A 22,062-nucleotide genomic window follows, 5' to 3' on the forward strand; every position below is an offset into this window, starting at 1 on the left:
CATATGAAAACGCCGCATCACGAGGATGCGGCGTTGTATTTTCGATTAAGAGCCAGCGCTCTAGATCAATCGTTGCCGAACAGATCGCGGGTGTAGACCTTGTCGACCACATCGGCGAGCTCTTCCGCCATGCGATTGCTCAGAATGACGTCAGCTTCCTGCTTGAACGCCTCGAGATCCCGCATGACGCGTGACCCGAAGAAGGTGTCCTCTTCCAGTACCGGCTCGTACACCACCACTTCCACACCCTTGGCCTTGATACGCTTCATCACGCCCTGCATGGCACTGGCGCGGAAGTTGTCAGAGCCGGACTTCATCACCAGGCGATACACCCCCACCACCTGCGGGTTGCGCTTGAGCACGGATTCCGCAATGAAGTCCTTGCGCGTGGTGTTGGCATCGACGATGGCCTGGATCATGTTGTTGGGCACTTCCTGATAATTGGCCAACAACTGCTTGGTATCCTTCGGCAGGCAGTATCCCCCATACCCGAAGGACGGGTTGTGGTAGTGCTGACCGATGCGCGGGTCCAGCCCCACCCCTTCGATGATCTGCTTGGCGTCCAGTCCACGCGATTCGGCATAGGTATCCAGCTCATTGAAGTAGGCCACACGCATTGCCAAGTAGGTATTGGCAAACAGCTTGATGGCCTCTGCCTCGGTGCTGTCAGTGAAGAGCACACCGACACCCTGCTTGATGGCACCTTCCTTGAGCAGCCCAGCGAACACTTCAGCTCGCTCGGAGCGCTCACCGACGATGATGCGAGACGGATGCAGGTTGTCGTACAGCGCCTTGCCTTCACGCAGGAATTCGGGCGAGAACATCAGATTCTGAGTCTGGAAACGCTCACGCGCCTCAGCCGTATAGCCCACCGGCACGGTGGACTTGATCACCATCACCGCGTCTGGATTGATGTCACGCACATCCTGAATCACCGCCTCCACACTCTTGGTATTGAAGTAGTTTGTAGATGCATCGTAATCTGTCGGCGTGGCGATGATCACGAAATCGGCATCGCGGTAGGCCTCTTCCTTGTCGAGGGTAGCGCGGAAATTCAGATCTCCACGCGCCAGAAACTCATGAATCTCATTATCGACGATAGGTGAGATACCACGGTTCAGGCCTTCCACCTTCTCCGGCACGATATCCAACGCGACGACTTCATGATGCTGAGACAGCAGCATGGCGTTGGAGAGACCGACATAACCGGTGCCTGCGATGGCAATTTTCATACGCTATAACTCCTCAATAAAACATGTGAAAGCATCACACCTGATACCGACACAAAACATATGATTATAATTACCAATAATCACTAAGTTATAATCTTGAAGAAAAACAATAGAGATCAAAACACTTATGATTATAAGATTTTTGTAGCCAAAAAACAATACATTGCAGTTAAGTACATATCAAGTACAGAAAATAACTCGCAACTAAGTCATGATCAAGAATCATTGAGTTAAATATATCTAAGATCTAGCTTTATCGAAAGCAGCTAGCATCTTTTCAGCTTGACGGTCTCGAGAGTATATCTGAGCAGCTTTCAAAGCGCATTCGCGAATAGCGGCACGCCGCTCAGTATCAGCTTGTAGTTGCTCTATGGCCTTGGCCATGGTAATTGGATCTTCCGGAGGAACACAAATACCGGCTCCTGATTCACGGAGGATTCCTGTTGCTTCTCCCTCTGGAAGTGCCATAAGAACTGGTATCCCCATTGCCATACATTCAAACATTTTAGATGGAATAACGCTCTCGAACACAGGGGTATCTCTCAGAGGAATCAAAGCTAAATCACATAACGACCAATAACTAGGCATTACATCCTTGGTTTGACGTGGGATAAAGCGAACATTCTGCAAATTGAGATCTCTAGCTTTTGATTCAATCTCGGTTTTAGCAGCTCCAGCACCGACAAACAAAAATACTATATCTTCTCGGTGACGGAGATAAACAGCTGTATCCAAGACCTTGTCCAACGCATGGGCCATACCATGAGTTCCCAAATAACCGACAACGAACTTATCTTGAATATTATATTGATGCTGAAGATTACAATCCGGTGAAACAGGAGAGTATTGACGAAGATCAACACCATTAAGTACTACATCAATTTTATCTCCTTCAATACCACGTTGGATTAAATCTTTCTTAAATGCATGAGTGACGGCTACAATACGCCGAGCACGACGATAGAGGAACAGCTCTAGTCTTTCGAGCATACGTATCATACGGCTGTCCTTCATAGCACCCACGGCTACAATAGAAGCTGGCCATAGGTCACGCAGCTCAAATATAAAAGGTTTACGACGCACAACAGATAGCAACCAACCGCCTACCGCTGCAAAAAATTGTGGAGAACTAGCCACAATTATATCAGGTTTTTTTTGGAATAGACCGCCAACAAAACCACTACACATAAAGGAAATATAATCTAAGGTGCGCTTAAGAAAACCTTCATTGGAGGTAATATAGCTTTTGACACGTACGACACGAATACCTTCAATTTCCTCCACTGAATACCATCGATTTTTATATCCGTTAAAAACGAGACCCTCCGGAAAGTTAGGTGCACAGGTAACTACTGTGACTTCATGTCCTGCACGCACCCAGCGAATAGCATGATCATAAAGTCGTGTGGCCGGAGCATTAGTCTCGGGAGCGAAATTATCAGAGAGGAAAAGAATTCGCATGGTAAAAGCTCTAGTTTGAGAAATTGAATAATTGAATAAAGGCAGCGCTTTAGTCCCAGGAGAGACTAACCCTGCAACAAGAAGAAGTCATGTTTACTACCAAGCATTGATTGATCTGGCTTTCGCCAAAACGCGGGTGCCAAGTACTTACCGCGATGTTAGCCTCGCCACCTTCAATAAATAATAATACTTTTAGTCCATCATGAGTAGTCAAAAAACCATTATGAGAACTAGACATGGTTAGAGACACATCTGGATGGCAAAAATACCGTGCTACTGCTTGATTATAACGGCCCTCTAAGCGATCTTCGATTATCAACCGATTAGTCTCAAAATTCCATTTTCGATAGTGTAAGACTTTACCTTTGAGTCGTTGATAGCCATTATGACTACCACATATACTCAGTGAATTTTCTTCGCGCTCAATCTGAACTTCACCAGGATATGCACGCCGAGCTACCCTGAACCCCGACCATACTTCTGAGGAGTTTTCACCATCTACAGCAACTGTGTTATGGGCTAGTGTTGATCGTTGACGATGACGCTCACTATCTTCGCCGTATTGTGATGTTCCAGAATTAACGAATACACGCCTACCATAAAGGCTTAACTCAAAGCTCAATGTATCTGCATGTGCATGACCAGGCTGATAATCAGGGCCTATTGGGGCAAGGTCAAGAAGAGCTTTACATTTTTTAGCCCAAGTAACAGCTAGATAGCCGGTAGTGACGGCATGCTGAACAACAAGGGGATAGTCTTCCGCTATATACGGTGTCTTCAGACAAGATTGTTTCAAGTCCGATACTTGCAATTTTACCGCATAACGCTTCAAGTCTGTAAACGTTGGGCCTATGTCAAAGGCTGCATCATTGAAAAAACTAATACCTCCATCTGGATGACACATCATTTCAAGCCAGTACATCCCCCTAGCCAAATAATCGCGCCATAACGACACTCGTTTTTTTAAAGATGGTAAATCACTACACTCAGCAAGTCTAATTAAATCAGCTAAATCCCATAAAAGAATAGCGTGATACATCGGTGATCGCTCAAAATGACCACCATCACATAAAAACTGTTCCGGAATTTCCGCATCGAGAATAGCCAAGCCTTCCTGCAGAAAACGGTCAGCTAAATCTCCTTGCAGAAAAGCCCCTGCAAAAGTAAGTGCTTTACCGTTAACGAACAGGTGATTAGCAAGAATATGATACTCGCGTTGTGCAGAAAGTGCTTGAGCTTGCCGTGCTAAGCTATTACACCAAGCTTTTGGAATAGCCTCTCTATTGTTCCATACTGGCCCCTTGAACCATTTAATGAAATTCACTATACGTAGTGATAGAGTATAGGGTTCCCAACCATTACCAGTAAGCTCTGGATTAGAGTTGATCCAACTTGATACTAAGTCGCAATGCATTGAAAAACGTGTCTCTGCGTCTTTAGCCGTAAGATCGTCAAAGTAATGTAGGTTGTACAGCCATAGTTTGGATTTTTCTGAACAGTGCCAGTCCTTTTCTGTGGTCAAAAAACCACGCTCACCGAGGAATTTAAATTCATTATTGCCAACCCAACAGGATGGCATCCATACAGGAGCCATCCATATATCTTGCCAAGGACGAATAAGTAGAGGCGGCAGTGCAGACATAGCTTTCCGACGCACTCTACTGCGCAAAGCAAGATAGTAGAGACGCCAGCCAATTTGTGAAGGCTTGAGAAAACGGATTGTATGCAATAAGCGAGTAGCCCGATTAGACGTCATTGGTAAAACTCGTTAAGTAGGCAGCAATAAACGTGCAGCTGCTAATTATTAAAACCTAAAAGATAAATAGTCTTAACTAAGAAGACTGTCTGCTAAAAGGATAGAATCTGTTGGTTTAGCTAGTCCATACCCCACGGGTATCAACGAGATACCGATTAGATAAATGATCAAGTTCAATCTTTTTGAATGATTTGTGATCAACCAATAGTACAATGATATCCGCTTTTTCAAGCGCTTCTTCTAACCCTGAAAGTGTGGCTCCCTTCAAGCTCGTCGGTAGCGTCGATATATTAGGTTCTACTACCAGTAAGTTGCTAATAAGTTGTTCATGCAAATCTTGGGTAATAGCAAGAGCTGGGCTCTCACGTAAATCGTCAATATCGGGCTTAAAGGCCAAACCTAAGCATGCAACAGTAACATCTCTAGATGTATAATGAGGGTTATGACAAAGAAACTTACCAATTGCTTGATTAACTTGGTCAATGACCCATTGCGGCTTACTGTCATTCACCTCACGGGCAGTACGTATTAATCGAGCCTGCTCAGGAGTCTGACTAACGATAAACCACGGATCAACTGCAATACAATGTCCACCTACCCCCGGGCCCGGTTGCAATATATTTACACGAGGATGACGATTAGCTAAACGAATCAGCTCCCATACATTTATTTTAAGTTTATCACAAATAATTGATAGCTCATTAGCAAAAGCAATATTTACATCTCTAAAACTATTTTCTGTCAATTTTGCCATTTCTGCAGTACGAGCAGTTGTAATTATACTCTCGCCTTTGACAAAAATTTCGTACAACGAGCAGGCCATCTCTGAACAACGCTGCGTTATCCCACCAATGACTCGATCATTTTCAACGAGTTCTCTTACTACATGCCCAGGCAATACACGTTCAGGGCAATGAGCTACACGGATATCCGATTTCTCACCTACTTGACTAGGGAAAGAGAGATCTGGACGTGCTTCTGCAAGCCAAGCTTCCATCTGTTCTGTCGCACCAACAGGTGAAGTTGATTCAAGAATGACCAGGTCGCCGCTTTTCAAAACAGGCGCTATAGATAAACTCGCAGCTTTGATATAGGTAAGATCGGGCACATGTGTCTTGCCTTCCTCACGCTTGAATGGAGTTGGCACTGCGACAAGGAAGGCATCTGCTGGCTCTGCTTTGGTAGTCGCGCGTAAATAACCTTCATTGACAGCTGCATGCACAAGCATATCAAGCTCGGGCTCAACAATATGGATCTCTCCTCGATTGATGGTATCAACGGCCTTTTGACTGATATCCACACCTATAACGTGCTTACGACGAGACGCAATAACAGCCGCAGTAGGCAACCCAATATACCCAAGTCCAATTACGGAAATAGTATTAAAATTCATAACTTTAATTCACTTGTAGTCGTGTGTTTAGGAGTAATGAGTGGCGAGAATATCTAAGATACGGCCGCATGATTTACCATCACCATAGGGATTATGAGCACGGCTCATCAATTCATATGCTGAAGAATCATTTAACAAGTAATTCAACTCATTAGTTATTTTTTCAACGTTGGTGCCAACTAGCTTGACGGTACCCGCCTCTAAAGCCTCAGGACGCTCAGTAGTATCTCTCATTACTAAAACGGGCTTACCAAGAGAGGGTGCCTCCTCCTGAATGCCACCTGAGTCGGTCAAGATAATATCCGATAGATTCATTAATGCGACAAAAGGTAAGTAGGTCAGAGGCTCAATCAAGTGAATATTCGGTATATCAGCTAACAGACGATTCACCGGTTCTTGTACATTAGGATTAAGGTGCACAGGATAAATAATATTAACAGCCGGATTATTAACTGCTATTCCTCGCAGCGCTTGACAGATACGCTCAAATCCACCACCAAAACTCTCCCTTCTATGGCCTGTCACTAAGATAGTTTTATTTGTACTTAACGTGATTAAATCAAGAGGTAAGTCCTCATATTTCGCAAGTTCTGGGTTAGTATCTAGCTTCTCAATAATAGTAAATAAAGCATCAACAACCGTATTGCCAGTAATACTTATTGATTCTGGACACACACCTTCTGCTAATAAATTATTACGCGATCGTTCTGTGGGAGCGAAATGTATTGCAGCTAAAGCTCCCGTAAGCTTTCGATTAGCCTCTTCTGGCCACGGTGAATAGATATTTCCCGTACGTAGACCTGCTTCGACATGAGCAACAGGTATCTGTTCATAGTAAGCTGCTAACGACGCTGCAAAAGTAGTAGCTGTATCACCATGGACAAGCACAACGTCAGGTTGCTCTATCTTTAGGACCTCACGCATCCCTGTAAGAATAGCGGTCGTAACATCCGTGAGGTCTTGACCAGGACACATTATTGATAAATCATGTTCAGGGACTAGCTCAAACAGGCTTAGTACTTGGTCTAGCATCTCTCTATGTTGTCCTGTCACACATAGACTTTGTTCAAAACGCTGATCTTCTTGTAAGGCCAATACTAAAGGAGCCATTTTTATAGCTTCAGGACGTGTACCAATTACACATAAAGTTTTAATAGTCTGTTTGTACTCTTTCATATACTACTATCACCTACTTATATGCCACAAAAAATGTATAATCTATCTAAATACTGAGATATTATAGACTAAGCGTTTGATCGAATTACTTTAGCGGGTACACCTACTGCTGTCGCACCAGAAGGAATATCTTTTATCACTACTGCATTCGCACCAATCGATACATCGTCCCCAATATTTATTGGTCCGAGCAATTTAGCACCTGCTCCGATATATACTCTATTACCGATTTTAGGTACTTCATAGTTTTTAGAACGACCTCCAATCGTCACATTTTGAGCTATAACTACATCTTGACCAATAATAGCTCTATTATGAATAACAATACCAAGTCCACCATATCCTAATTTTGTACCTTTCCCTATTTCTATTGATGACGGAAGATAGCAGTGAAATAAAATATAATTCAATGACGAAAGTAGCTTCGGTAGAATTGGCACCTTACGCTTGTAAAAAAAATATCCGATTCTTTGCAAAAACATAGCATTCATTTATTTTGATCCTTACCTAATGTTTTATTTAACCAATCACTCCATTTAGTACCATGCCACTTATCTGAATCAAAACATTTAGAGTAACGTCGTGCATTACGACTCATGCGTATCCAAACCCTATCTTCAAATCTTATATAGTGCATCGCTTTATATAGTTCTAAAGGGTTATCAGGCTTAACTATTATTCCAGTTAAATTATTTACAACTATCTCTGGAACTGATCGCCAATCAGTTGTAATAACTGGAGTACCCTGCGCATATGCCTCTAATATTACTCCAGGATAACCTTCTCCTGAATATTTTGTAGGAAGTATTAGACATCTATAAGATCCTAAAAGATGTTGAATTTCTTCCGGAGACTTTTCACCTAAATAGTTCAAACCAGGAATATTATTTAACCACTCTTGTGGGAAAGACTGAGTAATCGGCCCCACTATATCAACTTGTACATCATGGTTTTCTAACCAATTATTTTTAAAGGCATCGATTATTGTTCTAATTCCTTTTGCTTCGTTCACGTGCCCAACAAAAATGAATTTATTATTTCGTACTTTTTCCTCATCCACTGATTTAGTTATAGATCGGGAATTAGGTAACCAATCTATATTTAAACCATTGTGTTTTTCGCTTATAAAATTAATCAAATATTTAGTTTCTATTAAAATCAGCGTATTAGAAACAGCAAGCTTGAATATAAATTTATTTAGTTTACCCGACCGGTTATAGAATAAGTCTAGAGATCCTCCGAAAGCACGTAGTATTACCGGTTTCCCAGTAATTAATGATACCAACCTCAAAAAAGCCCCGTAGATCACAAATTTCTTGGTGGAAGCATGGAGTGTGATTACATCACATTGAAACAGTTTGTATAGGAATATAAAGAATAGCTTGAATGCATTAAAAACCTTTTTAGCTTTATTTGAACTCCTATCATTAATATCAATAACCACTAATTCATCAGTGTGGTTTCTAATTTTTCTACAAAAGTCTTTAAACAGAACTGTTGTTCCACCTAGTTCTGGAGGTAAAGGTCCTAGTGCTAAAATTCTCATAAAAAACTCAAAGGTTAATTTTTATATAACAGTTCATATCCACGAGCACATTTTTTTATAGAAAATAGATTATCAAAATGATGCTTTATATCTTCGGAATATTCTTCATCTTGTTCTGCTAAAGCTTCATTTATGGCCTCTTCAAGTTGATAAGATTTATCTGATTCTACTAGCCAACCAATATCATTACTAAGAGCATCAGATATACCGCCAACATCTGTACACACACACCTCAAGCCATGTGATAATGCTTCAAGCAATGATAATGGTAAGCCTTCATACTTACTACATAATACAAATACATCTGTTGCTTGAAGTATATTCCCAATATCAGATCGGGATCCTAGTAGTTTTATACGCTTTGAAATATGTGGCTCCATAGAACTTATAGATTGATTCAACTTATTTAAATAGGGCTCACCCCTAACGGGATCATTACCTACTAAAAATAAGTAAACATTTTTATCGTACTTCGCAATTCTTTCGAAGACTTCAATCAATAATAGCTGGTTTTTCGTATCGATTAATCTACCTATATGAGTGATGATTTTATTATTAGAATCAATATTCAAATGCTTTAGAAACTCTGCTTTATGTACTGTTACTATAGGTCTAACAACACCATTTGAAACAATTGGCGCACTAATTTTATATATATCTTGTATAGAATTACCCACTATAGGGGATATTGCTACTGGACACCAACCTAGTTTGAACAATAACTTATTTAATAATCTTACTTTGCTCCCACTTTCTTTATCCGCCACATTATGAACGGTATGAAACTTTTTCGATTTATACTTTGTTAGGAATATCGAATATGGTAGCGCTCTTAAATGCGTATGTATTATATCCGGTTTCCAATTTTTAACTATATTAACCAGCCTAAATGGAATCGACATATTTATGCCAGACCCATTCTTTTTCTTTAGAGACTCAAATTGAATTTCTGACCTCAATATTTGTTTAAGAAGATAATTATCTTCATTAACCTCGGCTATAGATACAAGTTTTACTTCATGTCCTAACTCAGCTAAAGCGATCGAAAGTTGAACACTGAATATTTCACCACCAGCATTATATAAGCTGGGCACAATCTGCATAATTCTCATTTTTTCACCCTTTCGTAAAAATTGGATATTAATATTAATGATGCGATCATCCAGAATGTATCTCCTATTCTACCAGTTAAAAAAGTTGGATAGGAGACGCCGTTCAATATCATAAGTACTATAATTGATATAAATTCTTTACTATTAGGGTTCGGGTATTTTAGTTGAAGAACTATTATATACACCAGGAAAGACATAAAAATAAGTAAACCCGGTAGCCCTAGAGAAGACATTAAAGCTAACTGTAAATTATCTGTAGGTGGCATTATATTCCCAGGTAACCCCCACAAAAGTCTGAATGGATTGTCTAAGAATAGATCAAAAATAGTATTCCAATATGGTAGTCGACTGCTAGTTAAGCTAACAGATTGTGTACCACTAATACCTATTGCTGAACTTAATCGCTCAACCAAAGATTCTTGTACAAAGTCTTTTCCTATAAAAACTGTTAAAGTTATACAAACTCCTAGAATAAAGAAAATAAAAAAAGTTTTGACACTACGTGTCAATATTAACCAAATAATAATCGAAATTAATAATCCTAATAAAGCTCCACGTGACCCAGAGAGCATTAAACCCAAGCCACCTATAATAATTGCCGGAATAATAATAAATACACTTTTACTGGATTTAATTCGGTTAATACATATAAGTATATAAAGGCTGCAAAAAGTCCCGTATACGTTTGGTTGTCCGTCAAAAGTACCAAATACACGCCCGTATTTAATGACAGACTCAAAGTCAGCATCTCGCGAATAGAATTCGTTTAAAATCACATTTAGAGGCAAAAAATCAGCGCCTTGTAGCAGTCCAACTAATATTGCTCCACCACCAAGAACCACTATTAAATGTGCGTATAACTCATAAATCTTATTTTTTTCGTTAACGAAACTTATATGTATAAATATAGCTCCTAACATTATTATAAGTACTGGACGGAAAATGCCATACAATCGTGCAACTTCTACAAATGGAGATACAGTCCCTTCTTCAAATAATAATCTTAATAGAGAAGTGAATGTTGCAATAGCTATTATAATTATAGTAAACACACCTACAGCTACACGACTATCTATTGAAATAGAGAATGCCTGTCGCCACTTTTTATTACAACTGACAAAATATATAGATATTATTGCTAGCAATAATATATGGTCTGCTGTTAACCCGCGCATTCCTGAAATTCCAGGTATGCGTATAGTAGGCGAGAATAGTACTGAAAAAACATACAGCGTTAGGAAAAAAAATATTTGCTTATTTACCTTGCTTTTATTCAAGAAAGCCCCTACTGCTCATTACATAAAATTTTATTTATTGCAACTCTAGACCTTATTAAATCTTCTTACTATCATCCATGGATTCAAGTTTAGTTTAATCGCAGATACTCCAGTGATAATGATACAAGCTGTCATTGCCAAAATTATATCTATTACAACTCCTGGAGTTATCATCGAGTGTATTAAAGTTTCAAATAACTTTATGCTCAATGCAACAATAAAGTAAGGCATTAACTCTTTTGCCAGAAAGTTAACTATATCCTTATTTAAGGAGCATCTTACTAAATATACATACATTAATAACAAAGCTAGTTCTATTAATACAACAACATAAGCTAGCTCTATAATATTATTATTTTTTCCAATTATAATGTAAGGTGCAATACTGACGATTAAAATCAATCCTTGGCCTAAGGCACGTCGACCTTGATGGCCCGTAGTCATCAATATTTGCGAAAATAGTTGAGATATCGAGATAATAACTATTAACCAAGATGTAACGCTAAATGCGTATTTCAACTCTTGTAGTATAAATTTGTCTGTATCACCAACCATCATCGGTAGGAGTGTCGATGCCATAAAATCTAGAGAAATACTTAAGCAAAGACCTAAAGTAACCAAGCTTATCAGCTCAATCTTAATTAAACTACGGTACTCTATATGACTATTGTTGCTTTTGAAAAGCTTTGGGTAAAAAGATTGAGCTATAGATGTAGGTACCATAAGTAAAACTAGAGGTAATCGATAAATTAATGAGAATGCTCCGAGAACTATAGCACTAGAAAATATTTGTAAGACCAGTATAGGCATTTGTGAAGATAAAATGAAGAAAATATTAGTCCCCATAAAGCCTGTTATTCCCTGAAGCAATATCTTAGCTTGCTTCATATCAAAAAAAGGCAACTTGTAGCTATTTCGTATAGCAATTATAAGTATCGTAAAGCCTGCACCAAGCGATGCTAGTCCATAAAATAAACTTAAACTTGTTGCATGAACTTCCTCTGGACTTGCTATTATTATAAAAAGTGCAATTGACCCTACTATGAATATAGTTTGTAAAATTTTGCAAAATGATGCTCTACGCATATTTTGTGTCGCAAAATCTACTCCTTGTATCAGATTAAAAAAAGTCATTCCAAATATATATGGTAAGCCTAGATAAAGGACCGGTTTCAAGTAACTTTCTTTTACAAAAATAAGGCTGTATAAAACTAAAAGAATGCAAGCAGCTATTCCTAGGATAAATCTTATTACTAGAGCTGTATTTATTAACCCCCTGTCGTTTTTTAACTCTTGATTAACAGCTCTTATATATGTCTGCTGTAGGCCAAAGTCTGCAAATTGTGAAAAAATAGCACCACATGTTAGTGCCAACACAAAAATACCGTAATCTTCTAAACCAATGAATCTCGCCAATAGTATTGTGAAGATACCCGAAATCAGCCTAGCTGATGCATTTCCAAAAAACACCCAAAGAGTATCACTTAGTATTTTCATTGCGTAATGGCCTATTAATAAAAATTACTCTATTACTAATTTCTGCTGCTCATCCTGAATTCATAGGAGAATTACACTACTTTGAAGTGCCATGGTAATTTATCATAACGGATGATAATATTTCTTCACGAATCATCATTTAAAAATGATGATTCGTGAAGTGTTATCTATCACCATAATCTACCAACTAGCGTTGTTTTGAATTCATAGTGCTTAGAAAATACCTTAGTTTCTCCTAGATAATAAGGCGTATGGAGTTTATATTTAATTTGCACTGGAATTAATAATGATTAAAGTAAAATCACAAATTCTAACATAGATGTTTCTGAACATACTTATGATCTTGAAATATAACCGGCATGCTATTTTTTACCAAAGTACAAATCATTAAACACGCATATAAATCAACTTTTCTAGCTCAGTCGTAATATTATCGAGGAATCCATTTTGCTGAAATAATACAGACTACCTAAAATTATTTATATCAAACTTATCATCCAAAAAATATTTACTAAAAATATAACATCTCCGTATAATGAAGATATCAGGTAAAAGAAGTGTAAAGACTTACCTTGTTTAGAAGTGACTTCCTCTACTTATTTAATCAACATAATTCATCTTGCTCCATTTCCTAGGACTACAGTTTTTATTGTCCTCACAATAATCAATAAATCTAACCAAAAAGAAAAATTCTTTATGTAGTAAAAATCATATTCAAGCTTCTCAATCATCCCTTCTACTTCTGCTGCATAGCCCTGTTCCACTTGAGCCCAACCTGTTATACCCGGACGTACTACATGACGGTAGTGGAAGAACGGCACATCCTTCTCATACCACTCCGTCAGGCTCATGGATTCAGGGCGCGGTCCGATCATGCTCATGTCACCCTTCAAGACATTGAACAATTGGGGAAGCTCGTCCAGACGGCACTTGCGAATGAATCGCCCCACGCGCGTGATACGTGGATCATTGCCTTCCTGGGTAAAGCCAGTGCCTTTCATGTCGGTATACATGCTACGGAACTTGTAGACGGTAAACGGGCGGCAGTGGAACCCCATACGCGGTTGGCAGAACAGTGCCTTGCCCGGGCTATCCAGACGAATAGCAAGTGCCGTCAACAGCATGACAGGGGTCAGCAAAGGAATCAGGATTAACGCGGCGAGAATGTCCATGCCGCGCTTGATGACTTCGTAGTCTTCGCGCGGCGTCAGAGAGCCAAATTCGTTGGCATAGAGGTGATCCAGCAGTACCTTGCCGGTGATCATTTCATGGGCCTGGGTGGCGTGATACACCGGAATACGATGTATCGTGCAGTCAGCAAGGAAACGTTGCCATTCTTCGGGGAGATCTGCCCGCAGGTCCGCAACCACGGCATCGATACGCTTGAACCCGACCAGCGTCGGTTCCTTCATCGCATACCAGTACACTGATTTGCTGTGGTGATCACACAAGGAAGGGGCTTTCCCGAAGGGCACCACTGCCATGCGCTTGGTGGTCAGCTTGCTGTCGACATAGTAGAAGGCCCCACCGAAGACGATGGCCAGTACGAAGGAAATCCCGACCTGCAGACGTGACACCTCGATTTCCAGCACACCGCAGATGATGATGAGCAAGGTATAGGAAGCCGCAACTGTCGGAATGACATACGTGAAGGAGCGTGTCCCCGGCAGTTGGCAAAGACGGTTGATCAGCGTCAGGGACAAGGTGAAGGCGGCGGCGGTGCCCAGAATCGCATTCCATTGTGCCAAGGTGGAGGTATTCCAGAAATCGAATCCCCAGCGGTACATGGCAGGCAGTACGACAACCAGCAGCACGCCAAAGAATGTCTGCAGGCGCTTGCTGGCAAGCAAGCGCTCGTAGTGACGTGAATAGCGCCGTTGATGCTCCATGGTAGAGCTCATGTCTTTCATGTCTGGTTCCCTTCGAATTCAATATGACTGATGACGGAATACAGCGGGATCATTTATAGCTGTAGTTGTAATAGCCATAATTCTCGCCATAGGCGCCGGCGGCCTTGCGCTCCATGGCGTTGAGGATTCCGCCTTTCACGGCAATGCCAGAAGCTGCCAGGCGCTTGAGAGAGACTTCCACTTCCTTGGGCGCGTTCACCTCGAAGCGCGTGACCAGCAGTGTCGTGCCCATATGCTTGCCGATGACGGCGGCATCGGTGACGGCAAGGATAGGCGGAGAGTCAATGATGACCAGGTCATAACGCTCGCTGACCGCAGTCAGGAAGTCCTGGAAGCGCGCACTCATCAGCAGTTCCGAGGGGTTGGGCGGCGCAATGCCTCGCGCGACGTAGGAAAGTGTCTCGAGTGCGGAAACGGGGCGAATGACCTCTTCCAGCGACTTCTTGCCTGCCAGGTAGTCACTCAAGCCACACTCGGAGCGCTCATCGAAGATGGAGTGCATGTGGCCCTTGCGCATGTCGGCATCCACTACCAGCACGCGTTGCCCGGCCTGGGCACAGACAGCCGCCAGGTTGGCGGCAATGAAACTCTTGCCTATCCCCGGGCTGGGGCCGGTGATCATCAGGGTGTTGGATGAGGATTCCAGCATGGCGAAGTGCAGGCTGGTGCGCAGGCCACGCAAGGCCTCGATCGCGAGATCCGCGGGATTACGTTCGGCCAGCAGTCCGTTGGGAATCTTGCGTGAGTGCTTGTCTGTCGCGCGCTTCACCTTGCGGCTCAGCTTGCCCTGCTCATCCGAGAGCGGGATGGTGGCATACATCGGCAGACCCAGCGCTTCCAGCTGGTCCGGCGATTCCACCCCACGCCGGAACGCCGCACGCAGCAGAATGACACCGACGGACAGCATGCCACCCAGCAGTGTCATGATGACCACGATCATGGCCTTCTTCGGCTTGACGGGCTGCGGCAAGATACCGGCATCGTCCAGGATGCGCACATTGCCCACCGTACTGGCCTTGGCGATCTCCATTTCCTGCACTTTATTCAGCAGCTGCACATAGATGGCCTGAGTCACTTCCACACTACGTGTCAGGCGCAACACTTCCTGCTGGGTTTCCGGAAGGTCCTTCACCTGAGCATTCAGCTTGTCCATCTCGCGCTTGAGCTGAGACTTCTTCTCGAGCAGTGCCGCGTAGGTGGGGTGGCTAGGCGTATAACGCTTGGCGATCTCGGCTTCGGTCAGTTCCAGCTGATTGACCTGGGCCTCCAGATTCACGATGCGCTCCAGCACTGACTGGGTCTCCAGTGAGAGATCCACACTGTCACGTGACGTCCTGAACGCATTCAGGCGCGATTCCGCCTCATCGAGCTGGGCACGCACCTTGGGTACCTGGTTATCGAGAAACTCGAGACTGTTGCGCGCTTCTTCACTCTGACGCTGAACATTCTGTGAATAGTAGATATCCGCGATGGTATTCAGCGTGCGCTGTAGCTCACGCGGCTGCTCGCCCGTCATCGACCAGGAGAGAATGCCGGTCTCCTTGCCCTGCTCCGAGACGGAGAATGATTTACGTAGATCTTCGATCGCCTGCATGCGGCTGATGTGAGTCAGCTCAAATTCCGCGCCTGTGGCGGCATTCAAGGCAGTGACACGCAGATTCAGCTGACCATCGGCAAAGCTGTCCAGCTGATTGATGCGCCCCTTGCCCAGCAACTCACCGTCCTGGATCAGCTCGTAATGCGCATGATCGACGACACGCAGGGTAATGGTGCTACCCAGCATGGCCTCATCGACAGGCATCTCACTGACGCTGATGCTCTCCCCTGCCCAGGTACTTGCCCAACCCTGAGCGAAATCCGGGCGCTCCACCCCCCGGCGCACAAGGAAATCTCCCAGCAGCGGCAGTCGCTTCGGCGTGACGGTGACATCCAGGTTGAGCAGGTCCACCGCGCGGCCGAGTACCATCCGCGAGCGGATGATCTCGATCTCGGACTGTGACGGCGGCTCCTTGCCCAGAATCGAATTGACGTCAGCCAATGGATTGGTCGAAGGGGCATCATCAATCTGGATCAGGGCATCCACCTTGTAGATGGGCGTCGCCAACAGCGCGTAGACCACCCCGATGACGGCAAACAGGCCAGTGATCGCGATGATCCATTGCTTGTGATCGAGCAGAATGCCGAACAGGCGCCCCAGATCAATCGCATCGTCATCGTTGTCGCGAGTGGCAGGCGCTGACATCGCCCCAGTGGCCGTATGTTGCGGGGTCTGATTCATGAAACACCCTTCGAGTGCTGCGGCTCTCGTGAGAACCAGTGGTAGTGGGTAATGAAGAGGGAGACGGGAGGATGACGCGGATCAATCATCACTGCGCAGATCATCGAAATCACTGGCGGAACGCGTCACCTGATAGACGGCTGTCAGTGTCGGCAGCAACTGATTGACGACACGGTTCCAGCGACTGAGCGGCGCGGCCGTGACGTAGACCACATCCGAAGGCTGAAGCATGAATTCCGCGCCGATCACGAAGGCCGCCGAATCACGTGCATCCAGCTGGTAGACCGTCGCCAGCTTGCCAGTGCTGGTGTCCGCGCGCCGCACGACGAAGATACCCTTGGCATCTGCCTGACCTTCATCGATACCGCCAGACTGTGCGATGGCATCCGTCAGCGAGATACGCGAATTGCCCATCGCCAGACTGCCCGGCAATTGCACCTCGCCCATCACGTAGACCTTCTGATTGCCCACATCCGGCACGTGCAGCACATCGCCGTCGCGCAGCAGACGGTTGTTGCTCAGCGCGCCGTTTTGTAGCAGGTCATACAGCGAGAAGTGCTCATCACTGTCATCACGTGTCAGTACCACGTCGTGCCAGTTGGCCAGCGGCGACAGGCCGCCTGCCTGATTGACGGCGTCGAGGATGGTCAGCGGCACATTGGTGATCGGCAGGATTCCCGGGGTTTCCACCTGCCCGGTGACATAGACCTTCTGGGACTTGAATGCCGCCACCTGCACATCGATCTGCGGGGAGGCGATATAGCCGGACAGGCGACGCTCGATGACCGCCCGCAATTCCTTGACGGTGAGCCCCGCCGCTTTCACGCGCCCGATATAGGGATAAAAGATGGTGCCGTCACTGTGAACGCTGTTGCCTGATTCGATGGCGCTGCGCTCGGAGCCGGCCGGGATGGTCAGTTCGGGGTGGTCATAGACGATGATGTTGAGCACATCCCCTCGGCCGATACGGTAATCGTAATCGGCCAGCTGCTGTTCCAGCTTCTCGTTGTCACGCTGGGCCTTCCCGTGACTGTCCTTCAGGGCATCTACCATGCCAAAGGTGATGGGCCGGACCTCGAGCGCGTCATCCAGGGGAGCCGTTTCCGCTTGATAATCCATGTTGCCACCGGGGGCAAAGGCACAGCCGGTGGTAGACAACATGGCAATCAACAGCGCGGTGGTCATTGCCAGGCGGGGGCGCGGCTTCAGCGCACAGCCCTTGCCAAACATGGTGACCTTGATCATGTAAAACCCCCGAAACCTGCAAGATGAAGTAAGCAGCTCACCCGGCGCGCCTTGGCAAGGCACATCCGCCATGAGTGCTGAAGCGATGAAAGACGATGGATCGTCAGGAAGAAACGCTGGTTCGGTGCCCAGGAACCGAGGTGGTGCACCTCTGAGCCATTCAGCGTTCAGGCACGCTACCGCCCTGAGGTATATGACGGCGCTTACCCCAAGGCCCGGACACGCCCACCAGCAGAGACTGCTGATGACGCGACAGAATTGCTTCCACGATGGAAACAATTCAAGAATTTTAAGACGAACGTTTCCCCACCCTGGAAAGGGCGTTACGAGAAGTCATAGGGAAAGCGGCAATGCAATGTGGCGCCTTGAAACGAAGTTCTCGAGTTCAATGCCGGATGGCCTTGACTCCTTCTCTTGATTTCATCAGGCGAGACATAAAGCATCACCTCAAGACAGAAAGCACATAGTGAGCATCGCCTTGAGGCGTGAGGATTCATCCATCACACGCAGGCATGTCGAGCTCATGAAGTTGCTTTGTGTCTTGACGCTATAGCGTTTGAGTGACTCAACCATGACATTGGCAGTACAAGAACTTTTTTACGCAAAAAAGCACGTCACCAGCGAGTCAGATGCAGGCGTGATTGACAAGAAAGAAGATTGCCAGCAGTAGCGGTAGGAGAATGTGTCACTTGCCAGAGGAGCACACGACAACCTCTGTGGTGCTTGATTTCCTATCAATCTGGTTCGCATCCTTGCCAACCCTGTCGCCTTTTCGCAACACGGCGGTGACAAATAAGGTGAGCATCATACTGTAAAATCACGCAATTCATCCACCAGTTTTTCACATTTCATTCAGGTCCAGGCGTGAGATTCTGGCACCAGATATCTGATAAGCTACTGATATAAAAACAATTTCCTGTTATTTGACCCACTTTTCACTGTACTGATCACAGTTGACAATACCCACCATGCGTCTGCTATGTGCGACGCAGCAGTACTCACACGCCTCCAAACAGTTACACAACGATACGCAAATATACATTCAGGACCACAACAAGCCCCGACAAGCATTAGACAAACCATCCCCAAGAGATTAATTAAGCACCTTCTTATAATGACTTTCACTCGTCGGATTTAGTAAGCTCAGCCCCCTGACAGATATAAGGCCTGATATGATTTCGGCAGGTGAAGACGTCACATTGGCTCCCATATCTCTGCCAGCGGGTGAAATGAGATTCTCTAAAGAATGGGAATACGCTAAGATGGCTCGCATTATCACTAGATGCGCCATGCTTCAACTGATTTCACCTGTCATTGATGAGAATGTCATGGCTTGAGTGTACGCTTGCTTCTTTCAATCGCATGCCGGGCGCATTGTTCCAACTCTGTTCAAGTCTTGTCACAAAAATGTGCATGACCTGCCGATTGGTGCCAATAGGGAACCCATCGGCAGGACATCACGATCACAACCAGATGTGCAGATGTACTCTGCAGGAGATAAGGCCCTCTCATGAAACGTACTGCTACAACATTGGTCATCGCGGGATTGGCGCTATCCCCTCTCGTTGCCGGGATCGCGCGCGCGGAAAGTGAAGCGCCAGCGCAGACGGGCACGACATCCACCGGCTCTTCCACAAGTACGGGCAGTAGCAGCGGTGGTGGCACTGCCGCAGGTGCCGGCGCAGCCGGTGGCATGGCAGCCGGCAGCATCGCCGCCGTTGCCGCTGGCCTCGCAGCGGCAGTGGGCGTCGCGGCGACTGTCGCATCTGGTGGCGATGGCAGTAGTGGTGGTAGCACTGGCGGCGATATCGGAACGGATCCGGGTGACGGCGGCGACGGCGGTACTGATCCGGGTGATGGTGGCGATGGCGGCACTGATCCGGGCGACGGCGGCACCGATCCAGGTGATGGCGACGGCTCCACTGGCACCACCGATCCGGGTGACGGCGACGGCTCGACTGGCACCACCGATCCGGGCGATGGCGACGGCTCCACTGGCACCACCGACCCAGGTGATGGCGACGGCTCCACTGGCACCACCGATCCGGGCGATGGCAGTAACCCGGATGAAGGCGGCGAGCCGGGCGATGGTGACGGCACGACAGGTACCACCGGTACCACTGGCACCACCGGCACGACAGGTACCACGGGCACGACCGGCACCACCGGTTCTACCGGGACGACAGGCACCACCGGCACGACAGGTACTTTCTGATCATCATGATCTCGACATCCATCAGCATGGGGGGTCGCCTGGCGGCCCCTTTGCTCGTGTCCGGCGCACTGCTGCTTGGCGGCTGTTCCGCGCTTGAGCAGGGGCAGCTGGGTCAGACGGCGAGCGCCGTGTTCGGCAGCGATCAATTCGATGCCGAGCGCGCGCGGGCCCTGCCCTACGCGTCGCTGCGTCTGCGCTACGACGGCAACACCGGCATGGTGGTACTGGCGTCACTTGAGACCGTCAGTTCCCGCCCCCCCAGCGCCACGGACGCGAGTCCGACACAAGCAGACCACGAGCTGTCTTCACCGGCAGCCTCGTCATCTTCTGCCACTTCTGCCGAGACAGTGACGCCCCCCTCGTCGCCTCCGACAGAACTGGCCCGTTTTGAAACCGCGGACCACGCCTTCGTTCGCCTGGAGAACGGCTGGCTGACCGGCACTGCCGGCTTCGACAGCGACCTCCTGGACATGCATCGCGAGACTCGCCTGACCACGCTGATGTCCGCGTTGTCCGCTGGCGAGCCTGCTCCCGGCTACCACGTACGCACGCGCTGGCAACGCGCCGATGGCACCGAGGGCTATGCCCAGGGCCGTGCCGACTGGTCGTGTGCCGCGCCGAGCGTGCAGCCCTTCCCGCTTGGCGAGCAACGCGTCGCCCGCTGTGAGGAGAGCATTCACTGGAGCGACGGCTCGTTGAGCGTCAATCACTACGCGGTGGCCCCCGCCATGACACCGGTTGCCTCTCCCAGAATCTGGGCTGCAGAGGTTCAGGCCTGGCCTGACTCACCCCATTGGCATTGGGAGGTGGCACGTGCCTGGTGGTAAGCGTGGTACCCGGTATGAAAGTGCCTGGCAAGAAGGTACATGGCATGACAGCCGCCGGCGTCAGCGCCTTGATCACGTCGCCCCTCGCGGGGGAGCCGACGGCCATTCTCCTGTTCGTCGAGGTGTCGTGAAACCTTATCTGCCAACACGTCTGAAGGCCGTCCTGTCCACCGCACTGCTCGGCTCTCTGATGGCCGCGTCAGGGGCATTCCTGACGCCTGCGCCAGCGTTTGCCGCTGATGCCGCGGCTGATCGCGCTCAGCCACCCACCACGCTGACCATCAGCGAGGCACTGTCACGTCACTTCGCCGAACTGAGGGGTGAGCACGGCATTGAATGGCCGCACACCTTCGTGGCGACCCGGCAGGCGCGTGAGCACTCTCGCCAGCTGGGGCGTCGGCTGTTCTTCGAATTGCGTCAACTGAGTTCACAGGCGGTGTTCGATGAGCGATTGCCCGCCGCCGGGCTCAAGCATTGGATGCAGATCGTCAAGCGCACGCCGATCGGCGGCCGTCAGGTGGGGCGTATCGATCCCATCGCGCTGTGGCGTTTCCCGCGCCTGGATATCCCGCTCAGCACGCATGACTGGATCGGGCAATGCCAGCCCGAGACTCGCCTCCAGCTGTGGAGCGCCGTGGGCGTTCGTCAGCTTGACTGGCGGCCGGAGCTGACCCTGCGCGAGGCCATTGCCGGCCTGCCGGGCGCACGGACCAGCGCCGAGAGCGCCAGTGTCATCACGCTCAGCGGCAGAGTGATCGAGCGCGGCATCAGCGCCTGGAACGAGCAGCCCTACACGCTGGCACCGGGGGATCGTGTCGTGATCCATCTGCCGCGCCTCTCGCCCTCGGCGGCCTGGGTCAATCGCAGCCTGCCGGAATGGTTGAGCCTGCAATGGCCGGGCAAGGCGTGCCGCAGCCTGGATGCCATCACTGGCCAGCCCCAGGCGCCGGAGTACCTGCTGTCGCTGCGTGAGCTGGACGCCTCTCCTGAGGCGGCAGAAGCGAAAGCCCCGGAAGGCACGGCTGAGGCGAAGGTGGCGGCCGACAACGCCCCCGCCGACGCGTCGGCGCCCGCATCCGACGAGAGTGAGACCCCATGAGCGAGGCGTCCATGAACCCGCCGCACGCTTCGCGCTCA

The 22,062-nt window shown here is 47.2% G+C and carries 16 protein-coding genes; 3 read left to right on the top strand and 13 right to left on the bottom strand.

Annotated elements, in window-relative coordinates:
• Positions 1 to 65: 65 nt before the first annotated feature.
• The 13 genes from OW493_RS16235 to OW493_RS16295 all read right to left on the bottom strand — a co-directional run bounded on the left by OW493_RS16235 (position 66) and on the right by OW493_RS16295 (position 17,883).
• The gene (locus tag OW493_RS16235; protein ID WP_289864907.1) at positions 66 to 1,232 is read right to left on the bottom strand and encodes a nucleotide sugar dehydrogenase; all 1,167 of its coding nucleotides are present in this window, start codon (positions 1,230 to 1,232) and stop codon (positions 66 to 68) included.
• Between the two features lie 240 nt (positions 1,233 to 1,472).
• Positions 1,473 to 2,693, bottom strand: a complete 1,221-nt coding sequence (locus OW493_RS16240) for a glycosyltransferase family 4 protein (protein ID WP_289864908.1) — start codon at positions 2,691 to 2,693, stop codon at positions 1,473 to 1,475.
• Between the two features lie 49 nt (positions 2,694 to 2,742).
• A complete protein-coding gene (locus OW493_RS16245) occupies positions 2,743 to 4,449 on the bottom strand; it encodes an alginate lyase family protein (RefSeq protein WP_289864909.1) in 1,707 nt (568 codons plus the stop codon).
• Between the two features lie 115 nt (positions 4,450 to 4,564).
• Entirely contained in the window at positions 4,565 to 5,842 is a 1,278-nt protein-coding gene (wecC, locus tag OW493_RS16250) for a UDP-N-acetyl-D-mannosamine dehydrogenase (RefSeq protein ID WP_289864910.1), read from the bottom strand.
• A 27-nt stretch (positions 5,843 to 5,869) separates the two neighbouring features.
• Entirely contained in the window at positions 5,870 to 7,018 is a 1,149-nt protein-coding gene (wecB, locus tag OW493_RS16255) for a UDP-N-acetylglucosamine 2-epimerase (non-hydrolyzing) (protein WP_354670168.1), read from the bottom strand.
• A 68-nt stretch (positions 7,019 to 7,086) separates the two neighbouring features.
• Positions 7,087 to 7,509: a serine O-acetyltransferase gene (locus OW493_RS16260; protein WP_289864911.1), complete on the bottom strand. Its 423-nt coding sequence runs from the start codon at positions 7,507 to 7,509 to the stop codon at positions 7,087 to 7,089.
• Complete coding sequence (locus OW493_RS16265; RefSeq protein WP_289864912.1) at positions 7,506 to 8,564, bottom strand: glycosyltransferase; 1,059 nt, start codon at positions 8,562 to 8,564, stop codon at positions 7,506 to 7,508. Before OW493_RS16265 ends, OW493_RS16260 begins: the two co-directional genes overlap by 4 nt.
• A gap of 14 nt (positions 8,565 to 8,578) precedes the next feature.
• Positions 8,579 to 9,667, bottom strand: a complete 1,089-nt coding sequence (locus tag OW493_RS16270; RefSeq protein WP_289864913.1) for a glycosyltransferase — start codon at positions 9,665 to 9,667, stop codon at positions 8,579 to 8,581.
• 5 nt (positions 9,668 to 9,672) lie between these two features.
• Positions 9,673 to 10,851: an O-antigen ligase family protein gene (locus OW493_RS16275; RefSeq protein WP_289864914.1), complete on the bottom strand. Its 1,179-nt coding sequence runs from the start codon at positions 10,849 to 10,851 to the stop codon at positions 9,673 to 9,675.
• Positions 10,852 to 10,998: 147 nt separating this feature from the next.
• On the bottom strand, positions 10,999 to 12,450 hold the full coding sequence (locus OW493_RS16280) for an oligosaccharide flippase family protein (protein WP_289864915.1): 1,452 nt from the start codon (positions 12,448 to 12,450) through the stop codon (positions 10,999 to 11,001).
• Between the two features lie 614 nt (positions 12,451 to 13,064).
• Entirely contained in the window at positions 13,065 to 14,360 is a 1,296-nt protein-coding gene (locus OW493_RS16285; RefSeq protein WP_289864916.1) for an exopolysaccharide biosynthesis polyprenyl glycosylphosphotransferase, read from the bottom strand.
• Positions 14,361 to 14,409: 49 nt separating this feature from the next.
• Positions 14,410 to 16,638 carry a polysaccharide biosynthesis tyrosine autokinase gene (locus OW493_RS16290; protein ID WP_289864917.1) on the bottom strand — a complete coding sequence of 743 codons (2,229 nt, stop codon included), beginning with the start codon at positions 16,636 to 16,638 and terminating at the stop codon, positions 14,410 to 14,412.
• A gap of 81 nt (positions 16,639 to 16,719) precedes the next feature.
• Positions 16,720 to 17,883 carry a polysaccharide export protein gene (locus OW493_RS16295; protein ID WP_289864918.1) on the bottom strand — a complete coding sequence of 388 codons (1,164 nt, stop codon included), beginning with the start codon at positions 17,881 to 17,883 and terminating at the stop codon, positions 16,720 to 16,722.
• Positions 17,884 to 19,393: 1,510 nt separating this feature from the next.
• Between OW493_RS16295 and OW493_RS16300 the strand changes: the two genes are divergently transcribed.
• The 3 genes from OW493_RS16300 (at position 19,394) to OW493_RS16310 (ending at position 22,024) form a co-directional block, all read left to right on the top strand.
• Positions 19,394 to 20,098, top strand: coding sequence for a hypothetical protein (locus OW493_RS16300; RefSeq protein ID WP_289864919.1), 705 nt, complete (start codon positions 19,394 to 19,396; stop codon positions 20,096 to 20,098).
• A 5-nt stretch (positions 20,099 to 20,103) separates the two neighbouring features.
• Positions 20,104 to 20,925, top strand: coding sequence for a hypothetical protein (locus tag OW493_RS16305; RefSeq protein WP_289864920.1), 822 nt, complete (start codon positions 20,104 to 20,106; stop codon positions 20,923 to 20,925).
• Positions 20,926 to 21,052: 127 nt separating this feature from the next.
• Positions 21,053 to 22,024 (top strand): capsule biosynthesis GfcC family protein, encoded by a 972-nt coding sequence (locus OW493_RS16310; protein ID WP_289864921.1) that lies wholly within the window; start codon positions 21,053 to 21,055, stop codon positions 22,022 to 22,024.
• Positions 22,025 to 22,062 lie beyond the last annotated feature (38 nt).

Origin of the sequence: Cobetia sp. 14N.309.X.WAT.E.A4 (assembly GCF_030397495.1) — a bacterium.
GTDB classification, from domain to species: domain Bacteria; phylum Pseudomonadota; class Gammaproteobacteria; order Pseudomonadales; family Halomonadaceae; genus Cobetia; species Cobetia marina.

Coding starts and splice junctions, on each gene's coding strand:
- OW493_RS16235 (WP_289864907.1), bottom strand. CDS start 1,232: ATGAAAATTGCCATCGCAGGCACCGGTTATGTCGGTCTCTCCAACGCC.
- OW493_RS16240 (WP_289864908.1), bottom strand. CDS start 2,693: ATGCGAATTCTTTTCCTCTCTGATAATTTCGCTCCCGAGACTAATGCT.
- OW493_RS16245 (WP_289864909.1), bottom strand. CDS start 4,449: ATGACGTCTAATCGGGCTACTCGCTTATTGCATACAATCCGTTTTCTC.
- wecC (WP_289864910.1), bottom strand. CDS start 5,842: ATGAATTTTAATACTATTTCCGTAATTGGACTTGGGTATATTGGGTTG.
- wecB (WP_354670168.1), bottom strand. CDS start 7,018: ATGAAAGAGTACAAACAGACTATTAAAACTTTATGTGTAATTGGTACA.
- OW493_RS16260 (WP_289864911.1), bottom strand. CDS start 7,509: ATGAATGCTATGTTTTTGCAAAGAATCGGATATTTTTTTTACAAGCGT.
- OW493_RS16265 (WP_289864912.1), bottom strand. CDS start 8,564: ATGAGAATTTTAGCACTAGGACCTTTACCTCCAGAACTAGGTGGAACA.
- OW493_RS16270 (WP_289864913.1), bottom strand. CDS start 9,667: ATGCAGATTGTGCCCAGCTTATATAATGCTGGTGGTGAAATATTCAGT.
- OW493_RS16275 (WP_289864914.1), bottom strand. CDS start 10,851: ATGCGCGGGTTAACAGCAGACCATATATTATTGCTAGCAATAATATCT.
- OW493_RS16280 (WP_289864915.1), bottom strand. CDS start 12,450: ATGAAAATACTAAGTGATACTCTTTGGGTGTTTTTTGGAAATGCATCA.
- OW493_RS16285 (WP_289864916.1), bottom strand. CDS start 14,360: ATGAAAGACATGAGCTCTACCATGGAGCATCAACGGCGCTATTCACGT.
- OW493_RS16290 (WP_289864917.1), bottom strand. CDS start 16,638: ATGAATCAGACCCCGCAACATACGGCCACTGGGGCGATGTCAGCGCCT.
- OW493_RS16295 (WP_289864918.1), bottom strand. CDS start 17,883: ATGATCAAGGTCACCATGTTTGGCAAGGGCTGTGCGCTGAAGCCGCGC.
- OW493_RS16300 (WP_289864919.1), top strand. CDS start 19,394: ATGAAACGTACTGCTACAACATTGGTCATCGCGGGATTGGCGCTATCC.
- OW493_RS16305 (WP_289864920.1), top strand. CDS start 20,104: ATGATCTCGACATCCATCAGCATGGGGGGTCGCCTGGCGGCCCCTTTG.